This is a genomic window from Stenotrophomonas maltophilia group sp. msm4 (genome assembly GCF_032025605.1).
Lineage (GTDB): Bacteria > Pseudomonadota > Gammaproteobacteria > Xanthomonadales > Xanthomonadaceae > Stenotrophomonas > Stenotrophomonas sepilia.
Window position 1 is genome coordinate 103,982 of the sequence record NZ_JAVSKK010000005.1, and the last position, 21,475, is coordinate 125,456.

25 protein-coding genes are annotated in these 21,475 nt (G+C 67.9%); 11 read left to right on the top strand and 14 right to left on the bottom strand.

What is annotated here, in order from left to right:
* Window positions 1–7: 7 nt before the first annotated feature.
* Together ROV93_RS21635 and ROV93_RS21640 are read left to right on the top strand one after the other, a co-directional pair.
* On the top strand, window positions 8–565 hold the full coding sequence (locus ROV93_RS21635) for a DUF2058 domain-containing protein (protein WP_069139975.1): 558 nt from the start codon (window positions 8–10) through the stop codon (window positions 563–565).
* 170 nt (window positions 566–735) lie between these two features.
* Window positions 736–1,002: a DksA/TraR family C4-type zinc finger protein gene (locus tag ROV93_RS21640; protein WP_072169104.1), complete on the top strand. Its 267-nt coding sequence runs from the start codon at window positions 736–738 to the stop codon at window positions 1,000–1,002.
* A 521-nt stretch (window positions 1,003–1,523) separates the two neighbouring features.
* Here ROV93_RS21640 and ROV93_RS21645 read toward each other — a convergent pair.
* Both ROV93_RS21645 and ROV93_RS21650 read right to left on the bottom strand, forming a co-directional pair.
* On the bottom strand, window positions 1,524–2,117 hold the full coding sequence (locus tag ROV93_RS21645) for a mechanosensitive ion channel family protein (RefSeq protein ID WP_005418176.1): 594 nt from the start codon (window positions 2,115–2,117) through the stop codon (window positions 1,524–1,526).
* Window positions 2,118–2,152: 35 nt separating this feature from the next.
* Window positions 2,153–2,332, bottom strand: coding sequence for a hypothetical protein (locus tag ROV93_RS21650; protein WP_061480628.1), 180 nt, complete (start codon window positions 2,330–2,332; stop codon window positions 2,153–2,155).
* A 126-nt stretch (window positions 2,333–2,458) separates the two neighbouring features.
* Here ROV93_RS21650 and ROV93_RS21655 point away from each other — a divergent pair, with 126 nt between their 5' ends.
* Genes ROV93_RS21655 through ROV93_RS21665 form a run of 3 tightly spaced genes read left to right on the top strand, consistent with a single transcriptional unit; the run spans window position 2,459 to window position 4,460 of the window.
* On the top strand, window positions 2,459–3,037 hold the full coding sequence (locus ROV93_RS21655) for a sigma-70 family RNA polymerase sigma factor (protein WP_072169105.1): 579 nt from the start codon (window positions 2,459–2,461) through the stop codon (window positions 3,035–3,037).
* Window positions 3,034–3,567: a hypothetical protein gene (locus ROV93_RS21660; protein WP_072169106.1), complete on the top strand. Its 534-nt coding sequence runs from the start codon at window positions 3,034–3,036 to the stop codon at window positions 3,565–3,567. The genes ROV93_RS21655 and ROV93_RS21660 overlap by 4 nt, the downstream gene beginning before the upstream one ends.
* Window positions 3,568–3,578: 11 nt before the next feature.
* A complete protein-coding gene (locus ROV93_RS21665; RefSeq protein WP_061480626.1) occupies window positions 3,579–4,460 on the top strand; it encodes a DUF4097 family beta strand repeat-containing protein in 882 nt (293 codons plus the stop codon).
* A gap of 49 nt (window positions 4,461–4,509) precedes the next feature.
* Here the strand turns inward: ROV93_RS21665 and ROV93_RS21670 are convergent, their stop codons facing one another.
* The 3 genes from ROV93_RS21670 to ROV93_RS21680 all read right to left on the bottom strand — a co-directional run bounded on the left by ROV93_RS21670 (window position 4,510) and on the right by ROV93_RS21680 (window position 6,588).
* Window positions 4,510–4,692 carry a hypothetical protein gene (locus ROV93_RS21670; RefSeq protein WP_005410566.1) on the bottom strand — a complete coding sequence of 61 codons (183 nt, stop codon included), beginning with the start codon at window positions 4,690–4,692 and terminating at the stop codon, window positions 4,510–4,512.
* An 11-nt stretch (window positions 4,693–4,703) separates the two neighbouring features.
* Complete coding sequence (locus ROV93_RS21675) at window positions 4,704–4,997, bottom strand: YkgJ family cysteine cluster protein (RefSeq protein WP_072169117.1); 294 nt, start codon at window positions 4,995–4,997, stop codon at window positions 4,704–4,706.
* Window positions 4,998–5,226: 229 nt separating this feature from the next.
* Window positions 5,227–6,588, bottom strand: a complete 1,362-nt coding sequence (locus tag ROV93_RS21680; protein WP_061480625.1) for an Hsp70 family protein — start codon at window positions 6,586–6,588, stop codon at window positions 5,227–5,229.
* A gap of 179 nt (window positions 6,589–6,767) precedes the next feature.
* Between ROV93_RS21680 and ROV93_RS21685 the strand changes: the two genes are divergently transcribed.
* On the top strand, window positions 6,768–7,103 hold the full coding sequence (locus ROV93_RS21685; protein ID WP_010482882.1) for a zinc ribbon domain-containing protein YjdM: 336 nt from the start codon (window positions 6,768–6,770) through the stop codon (window positions 7,101–7,103).
* A gap of 7 nt (window positions 7,104–7,110) precedes the next feature.
* Here the strand turns inward: ROV93_RS21685 and ROV93_RS21690 are convergent, their stop codons facing one another.
* Window positions 7,111–8,262: a transglutaminase domain-containing protein gene (locus ROV93_RS21690; RefSeq protein ID WP_312541329.1), complete on the bottom strand. Its 1,152-nt coding sequence runs from the start codon at window positions 8,260–8,262 to the stop codon at window positions 7,111–7,113.
* A gap of 229 nt (window positions 8,263–8,491) precedes the next feature.
* Between ROV93_RS21690 and ROV93_RS21695 the strand changes: the two genes are divergently transcribed.
* The 4 genes from ROV93_RS21695 to ROV93_RS21710 all read left to right on the top strand — a co-directional run bounded on the left by ROV93_RS21695 (window position 8,492) and on the right by ROV93_RS21710 (window position 11,356).
* The gene (locus ROV93_RS21695; RefSeq protein ID WP_072169108.1) at window positions 8,492–9,094 is read left to right on the top strand and encodes a hypothetical protein; all 603 of its coding nucleotides are present in this window, start codon (window positions 8,492–8,494) and stop codon (window positions 9,092–9,094) included.
* Between the two features lie 49 nt (window positions 9,095–9,143).
* Window positions 9,144–9,317, top strand: coding sequence for an oxidoreductase-like domain-containing protein (locus tag ROV93_RS21700; RefSeq protein ID WP_061480629.1), 174 nt, complete (start codon window positions 9,144–9,146; stop codon window positions 9,315–9,317).
* Window positions 9,314–9,931 carry a DUF998 domain-containing protein gene (locus ROV93_RS21705; protein ID WP_180890819.1) on the top strand — a complete coding sequence of 206 codons (618 nt, stop codon included), beginning with the start codon at window positions 9,314–9,316 and terminating at the stop codon, window positions 9,929–9,931. Before ROV93_RS21700 ends, ROV93_RS21705 begins: the two co-directional genes overlap by 4 nt.
* A 78-nt stretch (window positions 9,932–10,009) precedes the next feature.
* Window positions 10,010–11,356: an AcvB/VirJ family lysyl-phosphatidylglycerol hydrolase gene (locus tag ROV93_RS21710; RefSeq protein WP_072169110.1), complete on the top strand. Its 1,347-nt coding sequence runs from the start codon at window positions 10,010–10,012 to the stop codon at window positions 11,354–11,356.
* A gap of 95 nt (window positions 11,357–11,451) precedes the next feature.
* Here the strand turns inward: ROV93_RS21710 and mprF are convergent, their stop codons facing one another.
* Window positions 11,452–14,016 (bottom strand): bifunctional lysylphosphatidylglycerol flippase/synthetase MprF, encoded by a 2,565-nt coding sequence (gene mprF, locus ROV93_RS21715; RefSeq protein WP_072169111.1) that lies wholly within the window; start codon window positions 14,014–14,016, stop codon window positions 11,452–11,454.
* Window positions 14,017–14,209: 193 nt separating this feature from the next.
* On the opposite strand from mprF, the gene ROV93_RS21720 reads away from it, so the two are divergent.
* Window positions 14,210–14,557, top strand: a complete 348-nt coding sequence (locus ROV93_RS21720; protein ID WP_005418155.1) for a RidA family protein — start codon at window positions 14,210–14,212, stop codon at window positions 14,555–14,557.
* Window positions 14,558–14,607: 50 nt separating this feature from the next.
* Here ROV93_RS21720 and rnfB read toward each other — a convergent pair whose 3' ends face one another.
* The 7 genes from rnfB to ROV93_RS21755 all read right to left on the bottom strand — a co-directional run bounded on the left by rnfB (window position 14,608) and on the right by ROV93_RS21755 (window position 21,021).
* The gene (rnfB, locus tag ROV93_RS21725; protein WP_061480619.1) at window positions 14,608–15,021 is read right to left on the bottom strand and encodes an Rnf electron transport complex subunit RnfB; all 414 of its coding nucleotides are present in this window, start codon (window positions 15,019–15,021) and stop codon (window positions 14,608–14,610) included.
* Window positions 15,022–15,045: 24 nt separating this feature from the next.
* Window positions 15,046–15,636 (bottom strand): HAD family hydrolase, encoded by a 591-nt coding sequence (locus ROV93_RS21730; RefSeq protein ID WP_072169112.1) that lies wholly within the window; start codon window positions 15,634–15,636, stop codon window positions 15,046–15,048.
* Between the two features lie 78 nt (window positions 15,637–15,714).
* Window positions 15,715–17,787 (bottom strand): methionine--tRNA ligase, encoded by a 2,073-nt coding sequence (gene metG / locus ROV93_RS21735; protein ID WP_312541337.1) that lies wholly within the window; start codon window positions 17,785–17,787, stop codon window positions 15,715–15,717.
* Between the two features lie 100 nt (window positions 17,788–17,887).
* Window positions 17,888–18,331, bottom strand: coding sequence for a DUF2147 domain-containing protein (locus tag ROV93_RS21740; protein ID WP_049415741.1), 444 nt, complete (start codon window positions 18,329–18,331; stop codon window positions 17,888–17,890).
* Between the two features lie 329 nt (window positions 18,332–18,660).
* The gene (locus tag ROV93_RS21745; RefSeq protein ID WP_049414687.1) at window positions 18,661–19,119 is read right to left on the bottom strand and encodes a hypothetical protein; all 459 of its coding nucleotides are present in this window, start codon (window positions 19,117–19,119) and stop codon (window positions 18,661–18,663) included.
* Between the two features lie 197 nt (window positions 19,120–19,316).
* Window positions 19,317–20,036, bottom strand: a complete 720-nt coding sequence (gene aqpZ / locus ROV93_RS21750; RefSeq protein ID WP_072169166.1) for an aquaporin Z — start codon at window positions 20,034–20,036, stop codon at window positions 19,317–19,319.
* A gap of 121 nt (window positions 20,037–20,157) precedes the next feature.
* A complete protein-coding gene (locus ROV93_RS21755; RefSeq protein WP_005410608.1) occupies window positions 20,158–21,021 on the bottom strand; it encodes a pirin family protein in 864 nt (287 codons plus the stop codon).
* Window positions 21,022–21,475: the final 454 nt, after the last annotated feature.

The following is a 21,475-nucleotide window of genomic DNA, read 5'->3' on the forward strand; positions in this document are numbered from 1 at the left end:
ACCGACCATGGCAAAGCCCAACGCGCTGCAGGAACAATTGCTCAAGGCCGGTCTGGCCAAGAAATCGCAGGCCAGCGCCGCCGCGCGGGAGCAGGCCAAGGCCCGCCAGGGCAAGGCCGAATCGGCCTCGGCCGAGGTCCAGCGTGAGGCTGAACGTGCCCGTGCCGAGAAGGTCGAGCGCGACCGTGCGCTGGCCGCCGAGCGCAATGCCCAGGCCAGGCAGGCGGAACAGAAGGCGCAGGCGAAGCAGATCATCGCGGCCCATGCCGTGCCCCACAAGGGCGATGACGAGTATCGCTTCAGCGATGGCGCGGCGATCCGCACCCTGCTGATCGACCCCAAGCTGCGCAAGGCGCTGTCGGTGGGCGTGCTGGTCATCGTCGCCAATGGCGAGGGTTACGCCCTGCTGCCGCGCGCCGCCGCCGAGAAGGTACGCGAGCGGACCCCGGAGGCGATCATCGTCGACCACGGCCAGCCGGGCTCGACCGCCGAGATCTCCACCGGCAACGCCGAGGACGACGCCTACTACGCCCAGTTCCAGGTGCCGGACGACCTGATCTGGTAAGCAAAAAGGGGACGGAGGGGATTAAGTCGCGATCGCCCCGATTGGATCCGTTGGCGTTCTGCTCAGCTTGCTGAAGGCGCACCGGGCACGGCTCGGCGCAACACTGGCCTGCTCCTTTGTGCGCGGGTGTATCGTCCCCATATCAGGCGACACACCTGCGGAGGAAGACCATGGCCACCGGTTGGGCGGGAGATGGCGCGGTCCAGGACCAGATCGACGCCACCGTCGACGATGCGATCGCCCGCGCGCGAGGCCAGCTGCGGCAGGGCCCGGGCCTTGAACACTGTGAGGAATGTGACGCGCCGATTCCGTTGGCGCGACGTCGTGCTGTGCCGGGAGTTCGCCTGTGCGTGGCGTGCCAGCAGGCGCATGACGAAGAAGCGCAGGCGCATGCCGGTTACAACCGGCGCGGCAGCAAGGACAGCCAGTTGAGGTAAGGGGTGTTGGGCAGGGCTGCGCCCTGCACCTGCTTGGAGCAACGGCAACGGCAACGGCAAAAGCGTGCTATCCGTGGGATGGCGGGGGGGGGGCCGATTGAGGGGGACGCTGCAAGTACGTCCATGTAAGCTCGGCCGCCGCATCCATGCGGCTCACGCCCCCTCAACCGGACCCACCCCGCCTTCGACAGATTTCCGCGATCTGTTGGAACCTGCTGCTGATGGTGGGTGCCGACCGTTGGTCGGCACGGGGTCGGATCCAATTCTGACTATCGATATCTGACAGATGTGCCGACCAACGGTCGGCACCCACCAACAGCGCGCGGAATCTGTCAGAGGTGGGGCGGTGTGGGTGGGCAGGACCGTTGGCGCCATGGATGGCGCCATCGAGCCCCCATGGATGGGTTTACGGCGTGTCCTGACCACCCACACCGCCCCGCCATCCCACGGAATGCCGCTCTTGATCTTGCTTCGGCTTCGGCCTCTGCAGGTGCAGGGCGCAGCCCTGCCGAAAACTACCCTCAGCCGTCGCCCTGGATGCCGCCGGGCGCCTGCGCCGGGTCACGCCAGCGGCGCACCGTGCGCTGGAAGAACAGGTTGTTCGGCAACTGCAGCACCGTGCCTTCGTGGCCGTCGCCGGTTTCCTGCAGTGTGGTGTAGATCAGGTTCACGTCGATCACCCGGCCTTTCAGGCCCGGCTTCTCGCCGTTCTCCAGCACTTCGATGTAGTCATGCAGGCGGAACGGGCGAGTGGTGAAGATCAGCAACGTGCAGAAGATGTTGGAGAGCACGCTCCAGGCCGCGAAGAAGGCCACTGCGCCCACGGCCGCGAAGCCGGTGAACGCGGTCCACAGCACTGAAGGCTTCGCGCCGAGCAGGCTGAGGATATACAGCAGGGCGCTGAAATAGACCACGAAACTGGTGATCCGGCGCGCGCCCATCACCATTTCAGGTGGCAGCGTGTAGTGCTCGGCAAAGCGCCGGATCAGGCGACGGGCCAGTACCCGCAGCAGCCAGGCGACCAGCAGCACCAGCACGATCTGCAGGGCCACGCCCGCGTAGTTCAGCCATGGGTGGCTCCAGGCCGGCAGGTGATCCTTCAGCGACAACATCATGGGGGCGAAAACAGGTGGCGGGAACGGCCTCGATGTTACCCGGCGCGTGCCGGGGTTTCGACCATCGGTGACCACGCCAGGCAGACCAGCTCCTGGCGATCCTGCTGCAGGCAGGCGCGGCCGTTGTCGGGGCACAACCGCAAGGACAGGCCCGATGCCTGCAGCACGACGCAAGCGACGATTACCAGCAGGGCGGCGCAGGATGGGCTGGACATGGCGGAACTGCCTGGAGGTGTTTTCTCGAATGACCATGCATGGATGCAGCCATCGTCGAAAAGGTTGCATGGCCTCGATTGGCGATCGGCTCTAAACCTTTTTCCGGGTCGCCGCATCCAAGCGATATGCTCGACACCACGATGCCATCGCCGCCTGCCGCCCACGCCCCTGTCGACGAACCCGCCCTGGTGCGGGCGGCCGCCGCCGGTGACACTGCGGCCTACGAACTGCTGTACCGGCGCCATGCGCCGCGCGTGTTCGCCGTACTGTGGCGCCTGTGCGGGGGCCAGCAGGCGCGTGCCGAGGATGCCCTGCAGGAGGCCTTCCTGCAGGCATGGAAGGCGCTGCCGGGGTTCCGGTTCGAAAGCAGCCTGTCGACCTGGTTGCATCGGCTGGGCGTCAACGCCGCACTGATGGAACTGCGCGGGCGCGCCGCCGGGCAGGACCACGACAGTCTGGAGGAGGTCGACGGCGGCGTGCAGGAGCTGGCGGTGCACGACCGTTGTGCCGGTACCGAGCGCGACCTGGAGCGCGCACTCGCGACGCTGCCTCCGAGGGCGCGTGCGGTACTGGTACTGCACGACATCGAAGGCTGGAAACACCAGGAAATCGCCGAGCAGCTGCAGATGGCCGTCGGCAGTTCAAAGGCACAGCTGCATCGTGCGCGCGGCCTGCTGCGCGCACGGCTGGGAGACATGGCATGAGTACACACGAACACGATTGCGATCACGATCTGCTGGCCCGGCTGCGCGCGCTGCCGAACGAGCGCGATGTACCGGCCGATGGCTGGGCACGCCTGTCCGCGCGGCTGCCGCCGCGTGAACCAGAGGCAGCACCTGCGCCAACGGGCAACGTGGTGGCCCTGGCAACGCGTTCGCGGCGCCGCTGGTGGTTGCCGGCCGGCGCTGCCCTGGCTGCCAGCCTGGCGATCTACGCCGTGGCCCCTTGGCGGCATGCGCAGCCGGATATACCGGTGCCGTCCGCGCTGCAGTTGCAGGCTGCGGCGATGACCGAGCAGTACCGGCAGGCGGTGGCCTCGCTGCCCGCAGGCCGGGCACCGGAATGGCAGCCGGCGCTGCACGAACTGGATGAAAGCGCGGCACAGATCCAGGCCGCGCTGGCGCAGGACCCACGTGCGCCTCACCTGCTTGGCCAGCTCAAGCGCACCTATTCGCTGCGGCTGGAACTGACCCGGCAGGCGGCCTATGCCGCCGAGTCCGGCCTGACGACCTGAGGAGACCCCCGATGACACGAACCCTGATGACCTGCTGCGCCGCGCTGTTGCTGCTGCCCGCGGTGGCCCTGGCTGACACCCGGATCGACGAACGCCACAACCTGGCCGCCGGCGGCCGCATCGAACTGAGCAACGTGGCCGGCAAGGTGACCGTGCGTGGCTGGGACCGCAACGACGTGCAGCTCACCGGTACGCTCAGTGATGGCCTGCAGCTGCGCCAGGAAAAGAGTGCCAACCGCGTCCGCTGGGAGATCGAGTATCCGCGTCGCAGCAACAACGGCGGCGCAACGCTGGTGCTGAACGTGCCGCGCTCGGTGGAGCTGCTGCTGAGCACGGTCAGTGCCAGCCAGGACATCAGTGGCATCGACGTGCGCCGCCTGCAGGCCGACACCGTCAGCGGCAGCCTCAGCGCCTCCGGTCGCAGCGGTGACAGCAAGCTCAATACGGTCAGTGGCGGTGTCAGCGCGCGCCTGCAGACGCCGAAGCTGGACGTAAATACGGTCAGTGGCCGGATCGTGGCCGGGAGCGGCGTGTCCGGCGACATCGGTGCACAGACGGTATCCGGCCGGGTCGAGGTCGATGCCGGGCGGGTGCAGCGGCTGGCGGTGGAAACCGTATCGGGCAGCATTGACCTGTCGGCGGCCGGGCTGGCGCCGGGAGGCCGTATCAATGTCGAATCGGTGAGTGCGTCGGTCAACCTGCGCCTGCCGCGCGCCGTCTCGGCGCAGCTGTCGGTGAACAGCTTCAGCGGGTCGATCAACAGCGATGCTGGCCAGGTGGAGCGGCCGCGCTACGGCCCCGGCAGCCATCTTGATACGCGGCTGGGCAGCGGCGACGGTGATATCCGCATCCAGTCGCATTCGGGCAGTGTTCGGGTAAGCCTGGATCGCTGAGCGCGATCCGGCAGGCCGCGGCGGCAGCGCCGCCGCGGTCGCTACTGGGTCAGCTGGCTTTCTTCAGCGCCCAGGTGGTGCCGAGGACTTCGATCTTGCCACCGGCCTTGCGGAACGCTGCCAGGTCCGAAGCGATCGAATCGCTGCTGACCACGGTGCTGGCGGCCGCGCCCTTGCGTTCGCTGCGGATGCTGTTGCTGGCCTTCGCGGGGGTCTTTGCCTTGCGGGGCATGGTTGCTCCTGTCAGGTGGAAGGGGAGGAAAGCGCCCAGGCATCAGCCTGGCGCAGGTAGTCCTGCCGCTCGCGGCGGCAGTCACTGCCGCCCATCGAGAACTGGCGGCAGATCGCCGGGCGCTGCGAATAGATCGTGCAGCGCAGGTGATAGGGATCGATCGCCGCACACCAGCCTTCCTCGTTGCGCGCCATCACGGCACGGCCGTGGGTGTCGCGTGACAGGAACTGGCCGGGCACGTGGTCGCCGGACTGCAGCAACACGGGCAGCCGGCAACAGACCGCGTCACAACGGCGGCAGTCGATGGGTGCATGTGCTGCGTCAGGTTGTAAGGCCTCAGGGGCCTGGCGGGTGCCCAAAGCGGGTCTCGATGGCGGCTCCGGTGGGACGCGGACCATGAACGAGCCAGGAAGGCATGGCCGCTAGGCCCGCAGGGCGGGCCAGGCTGCACCGTGGACACACACCGGCGTGGACGGTGGAAGGTACAGCAGGGTTCTAGCCGACCAAGAGTAACTTAGATCGCGTAACGTTTTGTTAATCCTGGCTGGCTGCCGCCAGCGCAAGGCCCTGGACCACGCCCAGCGAGGGCTCGCCGTGGACCATGCGGGCGCCCGGGAAGGCCTCCGCAACGGCTTGGCGCAGATACCCGGCGCGGGACATGCCGCCGGTCAGGAACACCGCGTCCGGGTCGCCGCCGATGTCGCTGCGGACCTGGGCCAGCAGCTCCCGGAGCTGCTCCAGATAACCATGGGCGGCTGCGGCCAGGCCGTCGGCGCTGCTGTCGGCATGCAGGTCGCGGGCGATGTAGTCCAGCGTGCTGCGATGTTCGCTGGCGGCGCTGAGGGCGATCTTGGCGCGCTCGACATCGCGGTACAGGCGGGCGGTATTGCCGGTGTCCTGCAGGGCCTGCAGGCGCGCGCCCCACGGATTGTCGACATGGTCATACTTGTGCTGGCGGAAGTCGCGCTGGCGGGTCATGTCCTGCACGGTGGCCGCTTCTACGTAGTGGTGGGCGGGCACGCGGGTGATGCCGCGGCCGAACAGCGGCATGTAGCTGGACAGGCTAAGCGCCAGGTCGATGTCGGTACCGCCGCGGGCGATGCCCCAGGCGCGGTGGATGCGCGGGGCGTCGTCGCCGCCGACTTCGGCGTGGGCGATATCGGTGGTACCGCCGCCGATGTCGACGATCACGGCCTGGTGCCGTTCGCGGCTTTCGGCGTGATAGTGCATGGCCGCCGCAGCCGGTTCCTCGAGGAAATCGATCTGGTCGAAACCGGCCTGGCTGGCGGCTTCGCGCAGGATGTCCAGCGCCTGGTCATTGCCGGCCGCACCGATCGAGCTGCGGAACTGCACCGGACGCCCGAGCAGGGCCGCTCGCAGCGGCTGGCCGAGCTGGGCGCTGGCGGTCAGGCGGATGTGCTCGAGGATGTGCGCGGCGATGCCGGTGATGGTCTGCTTGGCGCGTGGGTGCAGGTTGTAGCCGAGCATCGATTTCGGGCTCTGCACTAGGTTGCCTTCGTGTTCCTCGAAATAGGCTTCCAGCGCTTCGTCACCGTAGACCGCATTCTGCAGCAGGTCGCTGGCACTGCGTTCCTTGCCGGCACGGGCTTCCATCCATTCCCGGCGCAGCGCGCGCAGGGCTTCGCGGCGCAGCGCCTGCGGCGTGCGTTCCTGGCCGGCGGCGCGCGCCGCACGCGCAGCGCTGTCGATCATCTGCTGCAGCTGGTGCTCCTGGCCGTCATCGAGCTGGAAGTCATCCGGGTCGGGAACCACGCCGGGGAAGTACACGCTGGTCCGGAACTGCTCGGCGTCGCCGAAGCGGATCGGCAGCAGCTTCCCTTCATGCACGATGGCGGCGGCGGAGTTGCTGGTACCGAAGTCGATGCCGAGGCGCATGGGGAGTTCCGGGGGCGATCAGGGGCCGCGCACTCTGCTGCAGTTCGCCGCCGACTGCAAGGTCCCGCGGTTTCCTGTTCCGGGCCGGGTCAAGGAGGTCGCGGCTTACTGCCCGGAAAAGGCCAGGGGAGCCGGGCGGTTACAATGGCGGCTGTTGATTCACTTTGAGGTACTTGCTGATGTCTTCTGCCCCCGCCTGCCCGCAGTGCACCCTGGAAAACACCTACGCCGATGGCGCGCTGTGGATCTGCGCCGACTGCGGCTTCGAATGGACCGCCGAGGAAAGTGCCGGTTCGACCCTGGTCGTGCGTGACAGCAACGGCAATACCCTGCAGGCCGGTGACACCGTCACCGTGATCAAGGACCTGAAGGTGAAGGGCTCCTCGATCCCGCTCAAGCAGGGCACCGTGATCCGCAACATCCGCTTGGTCGAGGACGATGCCGAGCACATCGAAGGCAATTCGGACAAGATCAAGGGCCTGGTCCTGAAGACCTGCTTCCTCAAGAAGGCCTGACCGGCCTTCAGCGCCTGGCCTGCTGCCGTGCGCGCCAGCGGGCCAGGCTGTCCAGCTTGGCCTGGTAGCGCGCCTGCTGCGGCGCCCCGCCCAGTTCCTGTGCACGCAGCAGCTCACGATCAGCGTGCTTGAGCTGGCCCGCCAGGAAATAGACCCGCGCCAGCCCGAAGTGGAACTGGTGCGCGGTGTCGTACAGGCGCACGGCCTGCCGGTAATAGCGGATCGCCTGCTGCAGTTGCCCGGCGCGTTCGGCCTCGGCACCGAGCATGTACTGCGCGAACGGGTCTTCGCGCTGCACCGATTGCAGCCGCTGCTCCAGTGCCTGCGCCTGCGCAATCATGCCGAGCTTGCGGTAGAGGGCGCTGGCGTTGGTGAGTGCAGCATCCTGGCGGCCGTCCAGTCGCAGCGCCCTTTCCAGTGCCCGTCGCGCGGCGGCGGTATCGCCCGTGCGATTTTCCAGCACGCCCAGGTTGTTCCAGGTGGCAGCGAAGCTGTCGTCCTGCGCCAGCGCGGTATCGAAGAAGGTACGTGCGCCCGCCAGGTCGCCGCTGGCCATGCGTTCGGCACCGCGATTGTTGTAGAAGTGCGCCAACGCCCGCGCCTGGCTGATCGGCAGCGGCCCTCGGCGGTCGTACAGCACATTGCGATCCAGATCGACGGTGGCGAAGCGGCCGGCGAAGCCGACCCCGGCATTGACGTGGCCTACGCTGTAGACCAGGCCCTGGGCCTGGTCCTGGTACCACGACACCACCTGGCCGACCTCCTGCACGCGCGCCTGGATGCCGGCTTCGCGTGCCAGCGCGACGAACATCAGGGTAAAGGCCAGGCAGTTGGCGCGTCGCTGCTGCCAGATCTCGCTGACGGTAAGGGTCGCGTCGGCGTCGTACTGCAGGTCCATGCCATGGGGGTCGAAGATCATCTCCACCAGCGCCTGCAGGCGCTGCTCGCGCGAATAGCTGCGACGGGTCACCTGGGTGTGCAGCATATCGAGCATGGCCGGTGGAATCGCGAACACCTGCTGCGGCGTCGGAATCGTCGACGCGGCGGTGCTGGCAGTGAGCGCAGGGGCTTCGTTCGCGTCAGGGTTCAGGGCGATCGCGGAGGGTGCCGCCAATGCGGCCAGTGCGAGTAGAACGGATCGGGCGGCAGGACGGTACATGACGGCTCCCGGCAGCGGCGGGCGCTCCCGCCTGAGGCGAGTGTAGACCTGTGCGCGCACCCCTGCAGTGACCGCTGGTCGGTCCGCGCGTTCATCCACAGCCGGTGTGGACCAGCGCTCGACAAAGCTGTGGACAACCGCGTTGGGGCCCCGTGCGAAGGGCGTTGTGAGGGTGTGGTGAAAAAATGGCCAGCTTGCCCGCCACCGGCGCAGGCGGGATGATCCGGTCATGGACTTCTCCCCGCTGACGCTCGCTCCGGCGCAGTGGCAGGCGCTGCAGGACAGCTATGCGACGCCACCACGTGCCTACCATCACTTCGGCCACGTGCGTGCGGTGCTGCAGCACTGCCAGGAGGTTGCCGACGGTCCAGGCTGGCAGCAGCCGGCCGAGGTCTACCTGGCCGCGCTCTACCACGATGCGATCTATGTGGCGGGGCGAAAGGACAATGAGGCGCGTTCGGCGCAGCTGGCCCTGCAAGTGATCGCGCAGGCGCCGGAACTTGCCACGGTCGACGCGGCCCGGGTCGAGCAGCTGATCCTGCTGACTGCCCGTCATGGCGAGCTCGGCCTGGACGATGTCGATGCCGAGGCCGCGTTGTTCCTGGACTGCGACATGGCGATCCTGGCCGCGCCGGAACCGGTGTTCAGCGCCTATGACCGCGGCGTGGCCGAAGAGTACAAGGGCGTGGTGCCGGGCTTCCTTTATCGCGCCGGCCGCCGCCGTTTCCTGCAGGGCCTGCTGCGTGCACCGCGCATCTTCCTCAGCGAATTCTTCCACCAGCGACTCGACGCGGCCGCGCGCGACAACCTGCGCCGGCAGCTGGGCCGCTGAACCAGCCCGGTACACTGGGGCCTGTTTCCACCGATTGCCGCTTCCAACCGTGTCTGTCCCTGATCCCGATCCCCGCCCGTTGCCGCCGGAAGAGCCCGGTCCGAACGAATGCTGCGGCAGCGGTTGCCCGCTGTGCGTGCTGGACCTGTATGCCGACGAGCTGCAGCGCTATCGCAAGGCGTTGGCCGAATGGCTGGCGCGGCACCCGGAGGCGTCCGCATGAGCCGCGCGCGCCCAGCGGCACTGCTGGCGCTGGCGGCGCTGCTGCTGTTCGTGGCCACCGCGCTGTGGACCCAGTTCGCACGCACTGATCTGGACTGGGTGCGGGCCACGCTCAGCCTCTACCTGCACGGGCCGTGGGGGCTGGCATTGCGCGCGGCCTACTGCCTGCTGGCATTGGCGATCGCCCTGCTCGGCATCAGCCTCTACCGGGGCAGCGTCGGCCCGCGGCGCAGCGCGGCGGCGCCGCTGCTCTTCACTGTCTCGGCGCTGGGCCTGGCCACGGTCGCCATCGGTGACAGCTGGCTGCCGGAAGCGACGCCGCTGCTGGCACCGTTCATCCATGGGCTGGCGGCCAACACTGCGTTCCTGTGTGCCAGCGTCGGCATGCTGCTGCAGGCCTGGTACCTGCGCCGCGAACCGGGTTGGCAGTCCGCCGCGGGCCTGCTCTGGGGCTGGGCCTGGCTGGCGTTCGTACTGTTGTGGCTGCATGTGCTGTGGCGTGGCGGGCCGCCGCGCGAGTTGGGGCAGAAGGTCGTGATCGTGGTGATCGTAGGCTGGCTGCTGTACCTGGCGCTGGCACTGTACCGGCGCAGTCGGCGTACCACGGCCGACTGAATCGCCAACGGCCTGCACCGGTACGTGCCGTGCACGCGGTGGCGGCGTATCGTGTGCGCATTCCATCGGGGATGCGATATGAAGCGTGCAGGGCTGGGCAGGGCAATGGGTGTGGTTCTGGCGCTGGCGGCGCTGCCGGCAATGGCGGCGGCCAACGTGCAGCAGTTCAGCCACGGGCGGTTCGAGCAGATTCCGGTGCACATGCCGGCCGGCACGCCGCAGCGGGTGGTGATCTGGTTCCACGAACCCACCCCAGGGGGTGACACCAGCCGCCTGCCGATCGAAGCCCTGCGTGCCGACGGCGCCATGGTTGCCGCTGTGGACATCGCGCACCTGCGCGGGGTGCTCAAGCGCGAGGGTGATCCGACCTGCTCGTTCGGCGCCGGTGACGTCGAGAACTTCTCGCGCTGGCTGCAGGCGTCCCTGCATCTGCCCGGCTACCACCTGCCGCTGGTCGGCGGTGACGGCGAGGGTGCCGAGATGGCCTATTCGCTCGCGGCGCAGGCCGACACCCAGGTGTTTGCCGGCCTGCTGACCACCGGCTTCTGCCCGGACCACAACCATGAGCGCATGGTCTGCGGCGATGGTGTGAAGCACAACACGCTGCAGCCCGCCGAACTGAATTTTCCGTGGTTGAGTGCCGCTGGCGATCACGGCTGCAAGGTGGGCGAGGCCAGCCAGTTCGTGCAGCAGGTGGCGATGGCGCGCGAATTCAAGCGCACCGCGCGCGGTGATGCGTCGCCGGGTCTGGTCGCCGCGGCGCGCGTGATCGGTGCGCAGGCGGGTGTCAGCCTGGCACCGCCACCGGCAGCGCTGAAGGACCTGCCGATAGTGGAAGTGCCGGCGAGTGGCAACGGTGACACGCTGGCCGTGTTCGTGTCCGGCGATGGCGGCTGGGCCGGCCTGGACAAGGACGTGGCGTCGTCGCTCAACGAGCACGGCGTGGCCGTGGTCGGCATCGACTCGCTGCGCTACTTCTGGAGCGAGCGCACGCCGAAGGGCTTCGCCGCTGACCTGCAGAAGATCATCGACCACTACCGCCAGCAGTGGCACCGCGACAAGGTAATGCTGATCGGCTTCTCGCAGGGTGCCGACGTGCTGCCGGCGACCATCAACCAGCTCGACGCCGATACCCGCGCAGCGTTGGATCGTATCGTGCTGCTGTCGGTGGGCAGGAAGGCCGACTTCGAGTTCCACGTCAGCAACTGGCTGGGCGGTGGCGGCGATGGCCTGCCGATCGCACCGGAGGTGGCCAGGCTGCCGGCGGAAAAAACCCTGTGCGTATATGGCGACAAGGACGAGGACGCACTGTGCCCGGACCTGCCGGCCAATGACGGCGTGAAGCGGGTGAAGCTGCCGGGCGACCACCATTTCGGCGGTGACTATGATCGGCTGGCCGAGGTGATCCTCAAGGGCGGGGCGTAGCGCCGGGCCACGCTGGCCAGCGTGCTGGAAAATGCCGACCTTGGTCGGCGCTGGCGTGTCGACCAAGGTCGACACCTGCCGGGTGGTGCGGGTCGTCAGTTGCGCCGCGGGTCCAGAGAGATCAGGCGCGTGGCGTCCAGCAGCGCCGCCGGCAGGTGCATGCCGCCAGGCGCGGCGAGATAGCGTGGCCGCCACTGCGGATCGAACTTCGACTTGAAGCGGCGCAGGCCACTGAACCCGTAGAAACGTTCGCCATGCCGCGCCAGCAGGCCGGCCAGCCGGTTCCAGCGGCCAGCCAGACGATGCTGTGCCAGCCCGGAAAGCGGCGCCATGCCCAGCGAGAAACGTGCATAGCCCTGTGCGCGGCCCCACAGGAACAGCTCGATGAAGAGGAAGTCCATCGTGCCCTTCGGTGCTTCGCTGACGTGGCGCATCAGGTCCACCGACAGCTCGGCGCCTGCCGGTGCCTGCCACAGGTTGGCGAAGGCCACGATCTGGCCTTCGGCCTCGACCAGCGCCACCGGGAAGCGCACCAGGTAATCCGGGTCGTAGCTGCCGAGCGAGAAGCCCTTTTCGTCGCCGGCCTTGTCTTCCAGCCATGCGTTGGAGATCGCGTGCAGGCGCGGCAGCAGGCTGGGAACTTCCTCCACGGGCGCCACGCGGAAGGACAGGCCACCCCGCTTGCCCCGGTTCCAGGCCTGGCGCAGGTCGGCGCGCTCGCGCCCTTCCAGGCCGAAATCATGCAGCGGCACCATCGCTTCTTCGCCCAGCTTGACCAGCCCCAGGCCGAGGTCAAGGTAGGTCTGCCAGTAGGACTCGCCGACCTGGTAGAAGACGGGGCGCAGGCCGAGGCGGTCGGCTTCCTCGCGGAAGCGCCAGATCAATGCGCGGGCGACGTCCGGCGGGCCGACCGGGTCGCCCATCGCGATCAGCGAACCTCCATAGCGCTGCATCATCACGAAGCCCAGTTTCGCTTCATCGCGCAGCACTGCCTTGTCAGCGGTCAGCACCAGGCAGGCCTGGGTGTCGGTGGCACCGGCCAGGACTGGCGCCAGCGATTGCAGCGTCGCTTCATCGGCGGCGGGCAGCGGGCTGCGTGTGCTGTGCAGCAGCCGCGCCAGGCCGAACATCACCAGCGCGATGGCCACCACCAGCAACGCGCGCAACGCGCGCGGTGCGTTGCCGGAGACCGCGAACTGCCACCACAGCTCGTTCTGGTATTCGACATGGCTGTAGGTGAAGAACAGCAGCCAGGTCACTGCCACCAGCACCAGGCCCAGGTTACGCAGCCACGGCCACGACCAGGCTTCATCCAGCAGCGCACCCTGGCGGTAGAACTCGCGGCGCGCGGCCCACAGCGCCATCGCCACCAGCACCGCCGAGACGGCAATCAACGGTTGGCCACCGCGCAGCCACAGCGGCAGCGGGGTGGCCACGCACACCGCCATCGCCAGCATCCACGCCGCGTGGCTGCGCCGGGCCAGGCCCTGCCCGATCAGCAGCAGCGCGACACCACTGAGGCTGCCGATCAGGTGCGAGGTTTCCAGGATCGGCAGCGAGGCATTCACCAGGTGCCGGCGTGGCGTGGGCAGCGTGCCATCGATGACCAGCGCGGCGCCGATGCTGAACACCGCCAGCGCGATGATCTGCGGCAACCATGGGCGCAGTGCGTTCCAGCCGGCGCGGGTTGCCCCGGCACTGGCCTGCAGCGGCTGGCGCAGCGCGGGCGCAAGGGCGAGCAACGTGGCCAGCACCAGCGGTAGTACGTAATAGGTCACGCGGTAGATCAACGCGGCCGCCAGCACCGCCGCCGGTGCCACCTGGGGCAACAGCTTCAACAGGCTCCATTCGAACACGCCCAGGCCGGCCGGCACGGTCGAGACCAGGCCGGCCAGTACCGCGACGAGGTACAGGCCGACGAAGCCGGGCAGGCCGGTGGGCGTCGAGTCCGGCAGCAGCACATAGAACGCGGCGCTGGCCAGCACCAGCTCGATCACGCTGAGCACGGTGACGCCGAGCATGGTGCGGCGGTCGGGTAGCCACAACGCATGGCCGAACACGCTGAACTGCCGTCCATCGCGACCGACCAGCAGCACGGTACCCAGATAGGCGAGCAGGGCGACGATGCCGACGATGCGCACGGCATCGGGATTCAGTGGCAATGCCAACGCCGCTGCCGCCGGTTCCATGCAGAGCGCCACGCTGATCAACAGCCACGCACCGAATACGAAACCGAGCGTGCTCATCAGCACCACCTGGCCGATCTGCGCCAGGTCCAGGCCGGCGCTGCGGTAGCCACGCAGGCGCACTGCGCCGCCGGTCAGCGCGGCAAAGCCCACGGTCTGGCCCAGCGTATGCGCAAGGAAGGCGGTGATGCCGATGCGTGCCGGATGCACGCGGATGCCGCTGCGGCGCAGGCCGATGGCATCGAAGCCGATCAGGCAGGCGTAGCTGGCCAGGCCGAGCATCACGGTGAGCGTGATCTGCAGGCCACTGAGCTGGCGGAATGCCTGGCGGATGGCGCGGTAGCCGTGCTCATCGAATTCATTGGCCAGGCCATGCAGGGCCAGCGACAGGATCAGCAGGGGAACGACAATGGTGAGGACCCGCTTCCATGCCGGGGTGGAGGAAGCGGCGGCGGGGTTGGTGGCTGCGGTCATCGGCGCAAGGGTGCGTCAGGAGGGGCGAGTGCGGTGTCAACGCGGGGCGTGGCGCATCGTGCGCCTGTCACCGCCATTTGACCAGCGGATGTGTCGGAGCCCGGTAGTGACGTGTCGCGCGGGGGACCCGTGCACCCACCGTTGACCGGATTGGAGGACAATGCGGGCCTGATCACCCGCAGGAGCCACGCCCATGATGGAGCGTTACGACGTCGGACCGCGCATGTCCGAAATGACCGTGTACAACAAGGTCGCCTACCTCTCCGGCCAGATTCCGGAAGACACCAGCCAGGACATCACCGGCCAGACCCGGCAGGTGCTGGCGGAGATCGACAAGCTGCTGGCGCTGGTCGCCAGCGATCGCCAGCACGTGCTGCGTGCGGAAGTGTTCCTGGCCGACATCGCCGACTTCGACGGCATGAACAAGGCGTGGGACGAGTGGGTGGTCGAGGGCGCGACCCCGGCCCGCGCAACCTTCGAAGCCAAGCTCGCCCACGCCGAGTGGAAGGTCGAGATCGTGGTGACGGCAGCGGTGCCGTAACTGCGGGATGGGGTCAGATCCCTTTCCTGCGGAAAGGGATCTGACCCCTGTTACAGGGGCAGCAGCTCGATGCAGTCCACCGGGCACGGCGGGATGCACAGCTCGCAGCCGGTGCACAGGTCGGCAATGACCGTGTGCATGTACTTGGCGCCGCCGACGATGGCGTCCACCGGGCAGGCCTGGATGCACTTGGTGCAGCCGATGCAGTCGGCTTCGACGATCAACGCCACCTGGGCCGCCTTGTGCTCGCCGCGCGAACGATCGAATGGAATCGCCGGTACGCCCAGCACCTGCGCCAACGCCCGTGCACCGGCGTCGCCACCCGGCGGGCAGCGGTCCACACCCGCCTCGCCACGTGCCATTGCCTGCGCGTACGGGCGGCAGCCGTCATAGCCGCATTGCCCGCATTGGGTCTGCGGCAGCAGGCGGTCGAGGCGTTCGGTCAGGGGCGGGATCAGGCTCATGCGTGGCGGAGGCTGCGCGTTGGGTTATTTCAGGGGCTTGCCGCGGAACCAGCGCTCGTGGGCCAGCGCCAGCATCGGCCTGTCTTCGGAACTGTCACCGTAGGCATGGATGCGCACGTAGCGCGACAGATCGAACTGGCGGCGGATGTGCTCGACCTTGCGCGGGCCGCAGTCGCCGTCGGCATAGCGACCGGTCAGGCGGCCGTCGCGGCTTTCCAGCCGGTTGCAGATCAGCTGCAGGCCCAACTGTTCGCACCAGGGCTTCAGGTACAGGTCCAGCGAGCCGGACACGATCACGACGGTGTGCTGCTGTTCCTTGTGCCAACGGATCTGCTCCAGCATTTCCGGGCGCACCACGTCGGGCAGGAACTCGCGCGAGAAGCCTGCGGCCAGCGTGGCGATGTCATCGCTGTGGCGGTCACTGAAGGTCAGGCGGGTGACGCGGGCGCGGATGCGTTCGGCCGAGATCAGCTTCAGCCTGTACGCGGCCAGCCACGGCCCGACTTTCCACCATGCCTGTGCCAGCTGTTCGGCGGTGGCCACGCGGCGCAGGAAGCGGCCATAGGTATCGCAGGTGGTCACGGTGTGGTCGAAGTCGAACAGCGCCAGTTCCATTGCGTTGCTTCCCATCGCGTTGCGTCCCGGGGCCGGAGCTGCCGGCGGGCGTGGACGTAACCACGCCCGCTGCAGGCATCAGCGGACCGGCATGCCCGGCTGCGCGCCGCTGTCGGCGTCCAGCAGCGCCAGTGCGCCACCGTCGAAGCCGGCCGACAGGATCATGCCTTCGCTCAGGCCGAAGCGCATCTTGCGCGGGGCCAGGTTGGCGATGAACACCACGCTGCGGCCCACCAGCTTCTCCGGTTCGCCGTAGCTGCCACGGATGCCGGAGAAGATCTGGCGCTTGCCCAGCTCGCCGGCGTCCAGTTCGAAGCGCAGCAGCTTGTCCGAACCTTCCACGAACTCGCAGACCAGCACCTTGCCGATGCGCAGGTCGAGCTTGGCGAAATCGTCGATGCCGATGTAGGCCGACGCGTCGGCGCTCATTGCTTCGTCCTTGGCCGGGGCCGGAGCCGGGGCGGCCGGCTTGGCGGCGGGGGCAGCGGCAGCCGCCGGCTGCAGGGTGTCCTTGGAGGCGTCGATCATGGCGTCAATCTTCTTCGGGTCAATACGGGTGAACAGCGGGGTGTACTCGGTGATGCGGTGTCCCAGCAGCGGTTGCGCCAGCTCGGTCCAGTCATTCACCGGCGCGGCGAGGAAGGCCTCGGCCTGCGCGGCGGTGGCCGGCAGCACCGGCTTCAGGGCGGTGACCAGCACGCGGAACAGGTTCAGGCCCTGGCTGCACACGGCCTGCAGCTGCGCATCGGCGCCTTCCTGCTTGGCGATGACCCACGGCTTGACGTCGTCGATGTAGCGGTTGGCTTCGTCGGCCAGGGTCATGGTCAAGCGGATCGCCGCGGCCGGGTCGTTGCGCTCGTAGGCTTCACGGATCGGCGCCAGGCCATCGACGAAGCGCTGGTACTGCGCCGCATCGGGGAGCTGCGCGGCCAGCTGGCCGTCGAAGCGCTTGCTGATGAAGCCGGCGCAGCGGCTGGCCAGGTTGACGAACTTGCCGACCAGGTCGGCGTTGACGCGGGCGATGAAGTCACCCAGGTTCAGGTCGAGATCGTCGACGCCACCGCCGGACTTGGCGGCGTAGTAGTAGCGCAGCGCTTCCGGCTCCAGGCCAGCATCGAGGAAGGTACGGGCCATCACGAAGGTGCCGCGAGACTTGCTCATCTTGGCGCCGTCCACGGTCAGGTAGCCGTTGACGTGCAGGCGGGTCGGCGCGCGGTGGCCGGTTCCGTGCAGCACCGCCGGCCAGAACAGCCCGTGGAAGTTGACGATGTCCTTGCCGATGAAGTGGTGCAGTTCGGTGGCGGTGCCGGCACGCAGGTGCGCTTCGAAGTCCTCACCGATCCTGCCGCACAGGGTCTGGAAGCTGGACAGGTAGCCGATCGGTGCGTCCAGCCAGACATAGAAGTACTTGCCCGGCTGGCCGGGAATCTGGAAACCGAAGTACGGCGCATCGCGCGAGATGTCCCACGCGCGCAGGCCGCCTTCGGCATTGAGCCACTCGCCCAGCTTGGCCTTCACGCCCGGCAGGGCGACATCGCCGGCCAGCCACTCGCGCAGGAACGCATCGAAGTGGCCCACCTCGAAGAAGAAGTGCTCCGAATCGCGCATTTCCGGCGTGGCGCCGGAGATGACCGAACGCGGCTCCTTCAGGTCGGTCGGTGCATAGGTCGCGCCGCAGACTTCGCAGTTGTCGCCGTACTGGTCGGCACTGCCACAGTTCGGACAGATGCCCTTGACGTAGCGGTCGGGCAGGAACATGCCCTTGGCCGGGTCGTAGAACTGCGCGACCGAACGGCGGCTGATGAGGCCGGCCGCTTCCAGCTTCAGGTAGAACTGCTCGGTCAACGCCTTGTTGGCCGCCGAATTGGTCGAGTCGTAGTGGTCGAAGGCCACGCCGAAGGCGGCGAAGTCACGTTCGTGGCTGGCCTGGATGTTGGCGATGAAGGTTTCCGGGGTGACCCCGGCCTTTTCCGCGGCCAGCATGATCGGCGTGCCGTGGGTGTCATCGGCGCAGACGAACCAGGTCCTGCCGCCGCTCATTCGCCGCGCACGTACCCAGATGTCAGCCTGGATGTAGCCGACCAGATGGCCCAGGTGCAGCGGGCCGTTGGCGTAGGGCAGGGCGGTGGTGACGAGCGCGGTACGGGTCATGGTCGCGGGTGGATCCGAGGGGAACCGCAGAGTATCGCATGCCCGCAACGACGTGACCCGGCCGGGGCCGGGTCACGGGGTTGAAGCAGGTGCGGGGCGCTTATTCGCGCTGCCAGGTCTGCGCGCGGCAGATGAAGGCGATGCAGCCGGACACGTCCAGCCGGGTGCCGCCGGGCTGCAGTTCCATCTTCGACTTGTAGGTCTTGCCGTTGGCCGGGTCGAGGATGGTGCCGCCGGACCACTTGTTGGCGCCGTCGGCCTTCAGGTTCCAGAGGATGGTCATGCCCTTCACCGGCTTGTTCCTGTTGGCGCCTTCACAGCCGTCACAGACCGGGTTCGGGCCCTTGTCCGAGTGCAGGATGTCGACCACCTTGCCGGTCAGCGTGCCGTTGGGGGCCTGGGTGATCTCGACGATCGACTTCACCTTCCCGGTCTTGTCGTCGATGGTCTTCCAGCGGCCGGCGGCGCCGTCGGCGGCCTGCGCCGAGAGCGCGGCCAGGCACAGCGGCAATGCCAGCAGCAGGGTCTTGAAGGTCTTGCGCATGGTCCCCTCCCAGGGTTCATTCCGGCACGGTGCCGGCATGGGTCGACTGTATACCCATTCGGCGGAGTATGGGGAAGGGGGGCGTTGCAGGGTTGCGCCCTGCACCCGCGGTAGTGGGGGGCGGGGGGGGGGGGCCCGCCCCCGGCGGGGGGGGGGGGGGGGGGGGGGGGGGGGGGGGGGGGGGGGGGCCGGGGGGGCCGGGGGGGGGGGGGGGGGGGCCCCCCCCCCCGGGGGGGGGGGGGGGGGGGGGGGCGCCACCCCCCCCCCGGCACTACCGTTGGATCGGGTCGCGCTGCGGGGATGCTGCCAAGCAGTCATCCCCGTCATCCTCAGCGCCCGGCGGCCACGGCCGACGGGGTCAGGCTCATGCCCTGCGCCAGCTGTTGCAGTGACCCCAGCTCCTGCGCGCTGTCCGGATACAGCGAAATCTGCGCGTAACGCCCCTTGTCGAGCTTGACCACGCTGATGCGCCGTTCGGCATACCCCGGCGGTTGCTGGCCGCCCAGGTCGGGCTGGTACCAGTACAGCGATTCACCGCCGAAGCTGCCTTTTTCCTGCCGCAGCGAGCGGTTCAGCGGAATGGACGGATCACGCGCGCTGAGCATCAGGCTCAGCACTTCGCGGCCATCAGGGGTGCTGGCGCGGCAGACCAGGAAATCGGCCTGCACCTGCTGCTGCCACTGCAGACCGCTGCTGGCCGGCAGCGAAGGACATTCGGACGGCGCCTGCGCGGCGGCCTGGGCCGCAGCGAAAAGCAGGCTCGACAACATGACAGGCACGAACTTCATGCATCCCCCAAGGTGATGAATTGGTTGGCTTCGCCAGCGGAGCCGGCGACCATGGCATCCCATCCCCGGACGCCACCCCATCCGGCATGTGCACGGACGGTCAACTCAACCTTAACGGAACGTGAGCAATCGCACAATTCGCGGTTGCAAGCGCAACCATTGCGGCCGACCGTCGGCCGCAATGGTTGCTGCGGGGATCAGCGGTCGTTGCCGATCCACTTGTAGATCAGGCCGCCAATCGCGCCGCCCAGCAACGGGGCGACCCAGAACAGCCACAACTGGCTGACCGCACCGCTGCCGGCGAAGAAGGCCACGGCCGTGGAGCGGGCCGGGTTCACCGACGTGTTGGTGACCGGGATGCTGATCAGGTGGATCAGGGTCAGCGACAGGCCGATCGCCAGCGGGGCGAACCCGGCCGGTGCCTTGCCGTGGGTGGTACCCATGATCACGATCAGGAACACCGCCGTCAGTACCACTTCGCACAGGAAGGCCGCAGCCACGCTGTAACCACCGGGCGACAGCGCGCCATAGCCATTGCTGGCGAACGCTCCGGCCTGGCTGCCGTCGATGGCGAAGCCACTGGCGCCGGAGGCGATCTGCAGCAGGATGAAGCCGGCCAGCAGGCCGCCCGCAACCTGGGCGATGATGTACGGCACCAGGTCCTTGGTCGGGAAGCGACCACCCGCCCACAGGCCGACGCTGACCGCCGGATTGAAGTGCGCACCGGAGATATGGCCGAACGCATAGGCGCCGGTCACCACGGTCAGGCCGAAGGCGAGCGCCACGCCGAGGAAGCCGATACCCAGCGGATTGCCGTCACCACCGAACTTGGCGGCCAGCACCGCACTGCCACAGCCACCCAGAACCAGCCAGAACGTGCCGAGGAATTCGGTGGACAAGCGTTTACCCATGCTCATGTGTTGCACTCCTTTGACGGTCGAAAGTGTGATTTATGTCACATTTCAATGATCAGCGGGTGACTGTAGCTTCAACGCCGGGTGCAGGAATACACCCTCGGCTGTGTGCAACACGCGATGCTCAGTACTGCGGCAGCGGGATGAATTCCTTGTCGTCGCCGGGGATGGTGCCGAAGCGACCGGCTTCCCAATCGTGCTTGGCCTGCTCGATACGCTCCTTCGAGCTGGACACGAAGTTCCACCACAGGTGGCGCGGGCCATCCAGCGGCTCGCCACCGAACAGCATCGCCTTTACCGGTGTCTTTGCGCGCAGGCGGCCGCGTGCGCCGGCTTCGGGGATGACCAGGTGCTGTGCGGGGATGTCCACGCCATCCAACTGCGCGTCGCCCTCAAGGATGTACAACGCGCGCTCGCGGTGGCCGTCGTCGATGTCGATTTCCGCGTCCGGGTCCAGATCGATCGCCACATTGAGCGTATCGGCGAACACTTTCACCGGCGATTCCTCGCCATAGGCGCGGCCAGCGATCACCCGCAGCCAGGCGCCGTTGCGGCGCTGCTCGGGCAGGGTGGCCGCGGCATGGTGATAGAACGCCGGCTCGATTTCCTCATGCGACTTCGGCAGCGCGACCCAGGTCTGCATGCCGTGGATCGGGTTGTCATGGTCGCGGTCCGGTTGCGGTGTTCGCTCGGAATGGGCAATGCCGCGACCAGCGGTCATCCAGTTGACGTCACCGGGACGGATCACCTGGTCCGATCCAAGGGTGTCGCGGTGGCCGATCGCGCCCGACCACAGGTAGGTGACCGTGGCCAGGCCGATATGCGGATGCGGGCGCACGTCGATGGCGGTGCCGGGGTGCATCAGTGCCGGGCCCATCTGGTCGACGAACACGAACGAACCGATGCTGCGCGCCTGCAGGGTGGGAACGGCGCGGCGGACTTCGAGGCCGCCGATGTCGTGCACGCGCGGGGCGATGATGGTGGTCATGCGGGCGTTCTCGCTGGCAGGGATCAGGGGGCCAGCATCGCATGCAGCTGTGACGGGGACATGCCTCGTATGGGTAACAGGGTGTTCCAGCCAACGGCGCAGCCCCTCGTGGCTGGTCGCTTGGTCGCTGACGGCACAAGCACAAGCCGTGCTTGGCCGGGCGGGGTGGGTTCGCGGGGGTGTCCGCGGCATGGATGCCGCGGCCAAGCTTCCACGGACGGATTCACGGCGTCCCCCGCGAACCCACCCCGCCCGGCCCCAGACAGTTTCCGTGTGCGTCCAGCCACGGAGAAGAAAAAGAAAATCAAAATCAAACGCCGGTCGCTTCGCTCTTGGTGTCCACCATGGTCCACACCCGCCAGTTCGTAATGATCCGTGCTGAACAAGGTCGACACCTACAGCCATCGCAGTTCACCCACCGTCACCGGGAAACTGTCAGGGGTGGGGCGGTGTC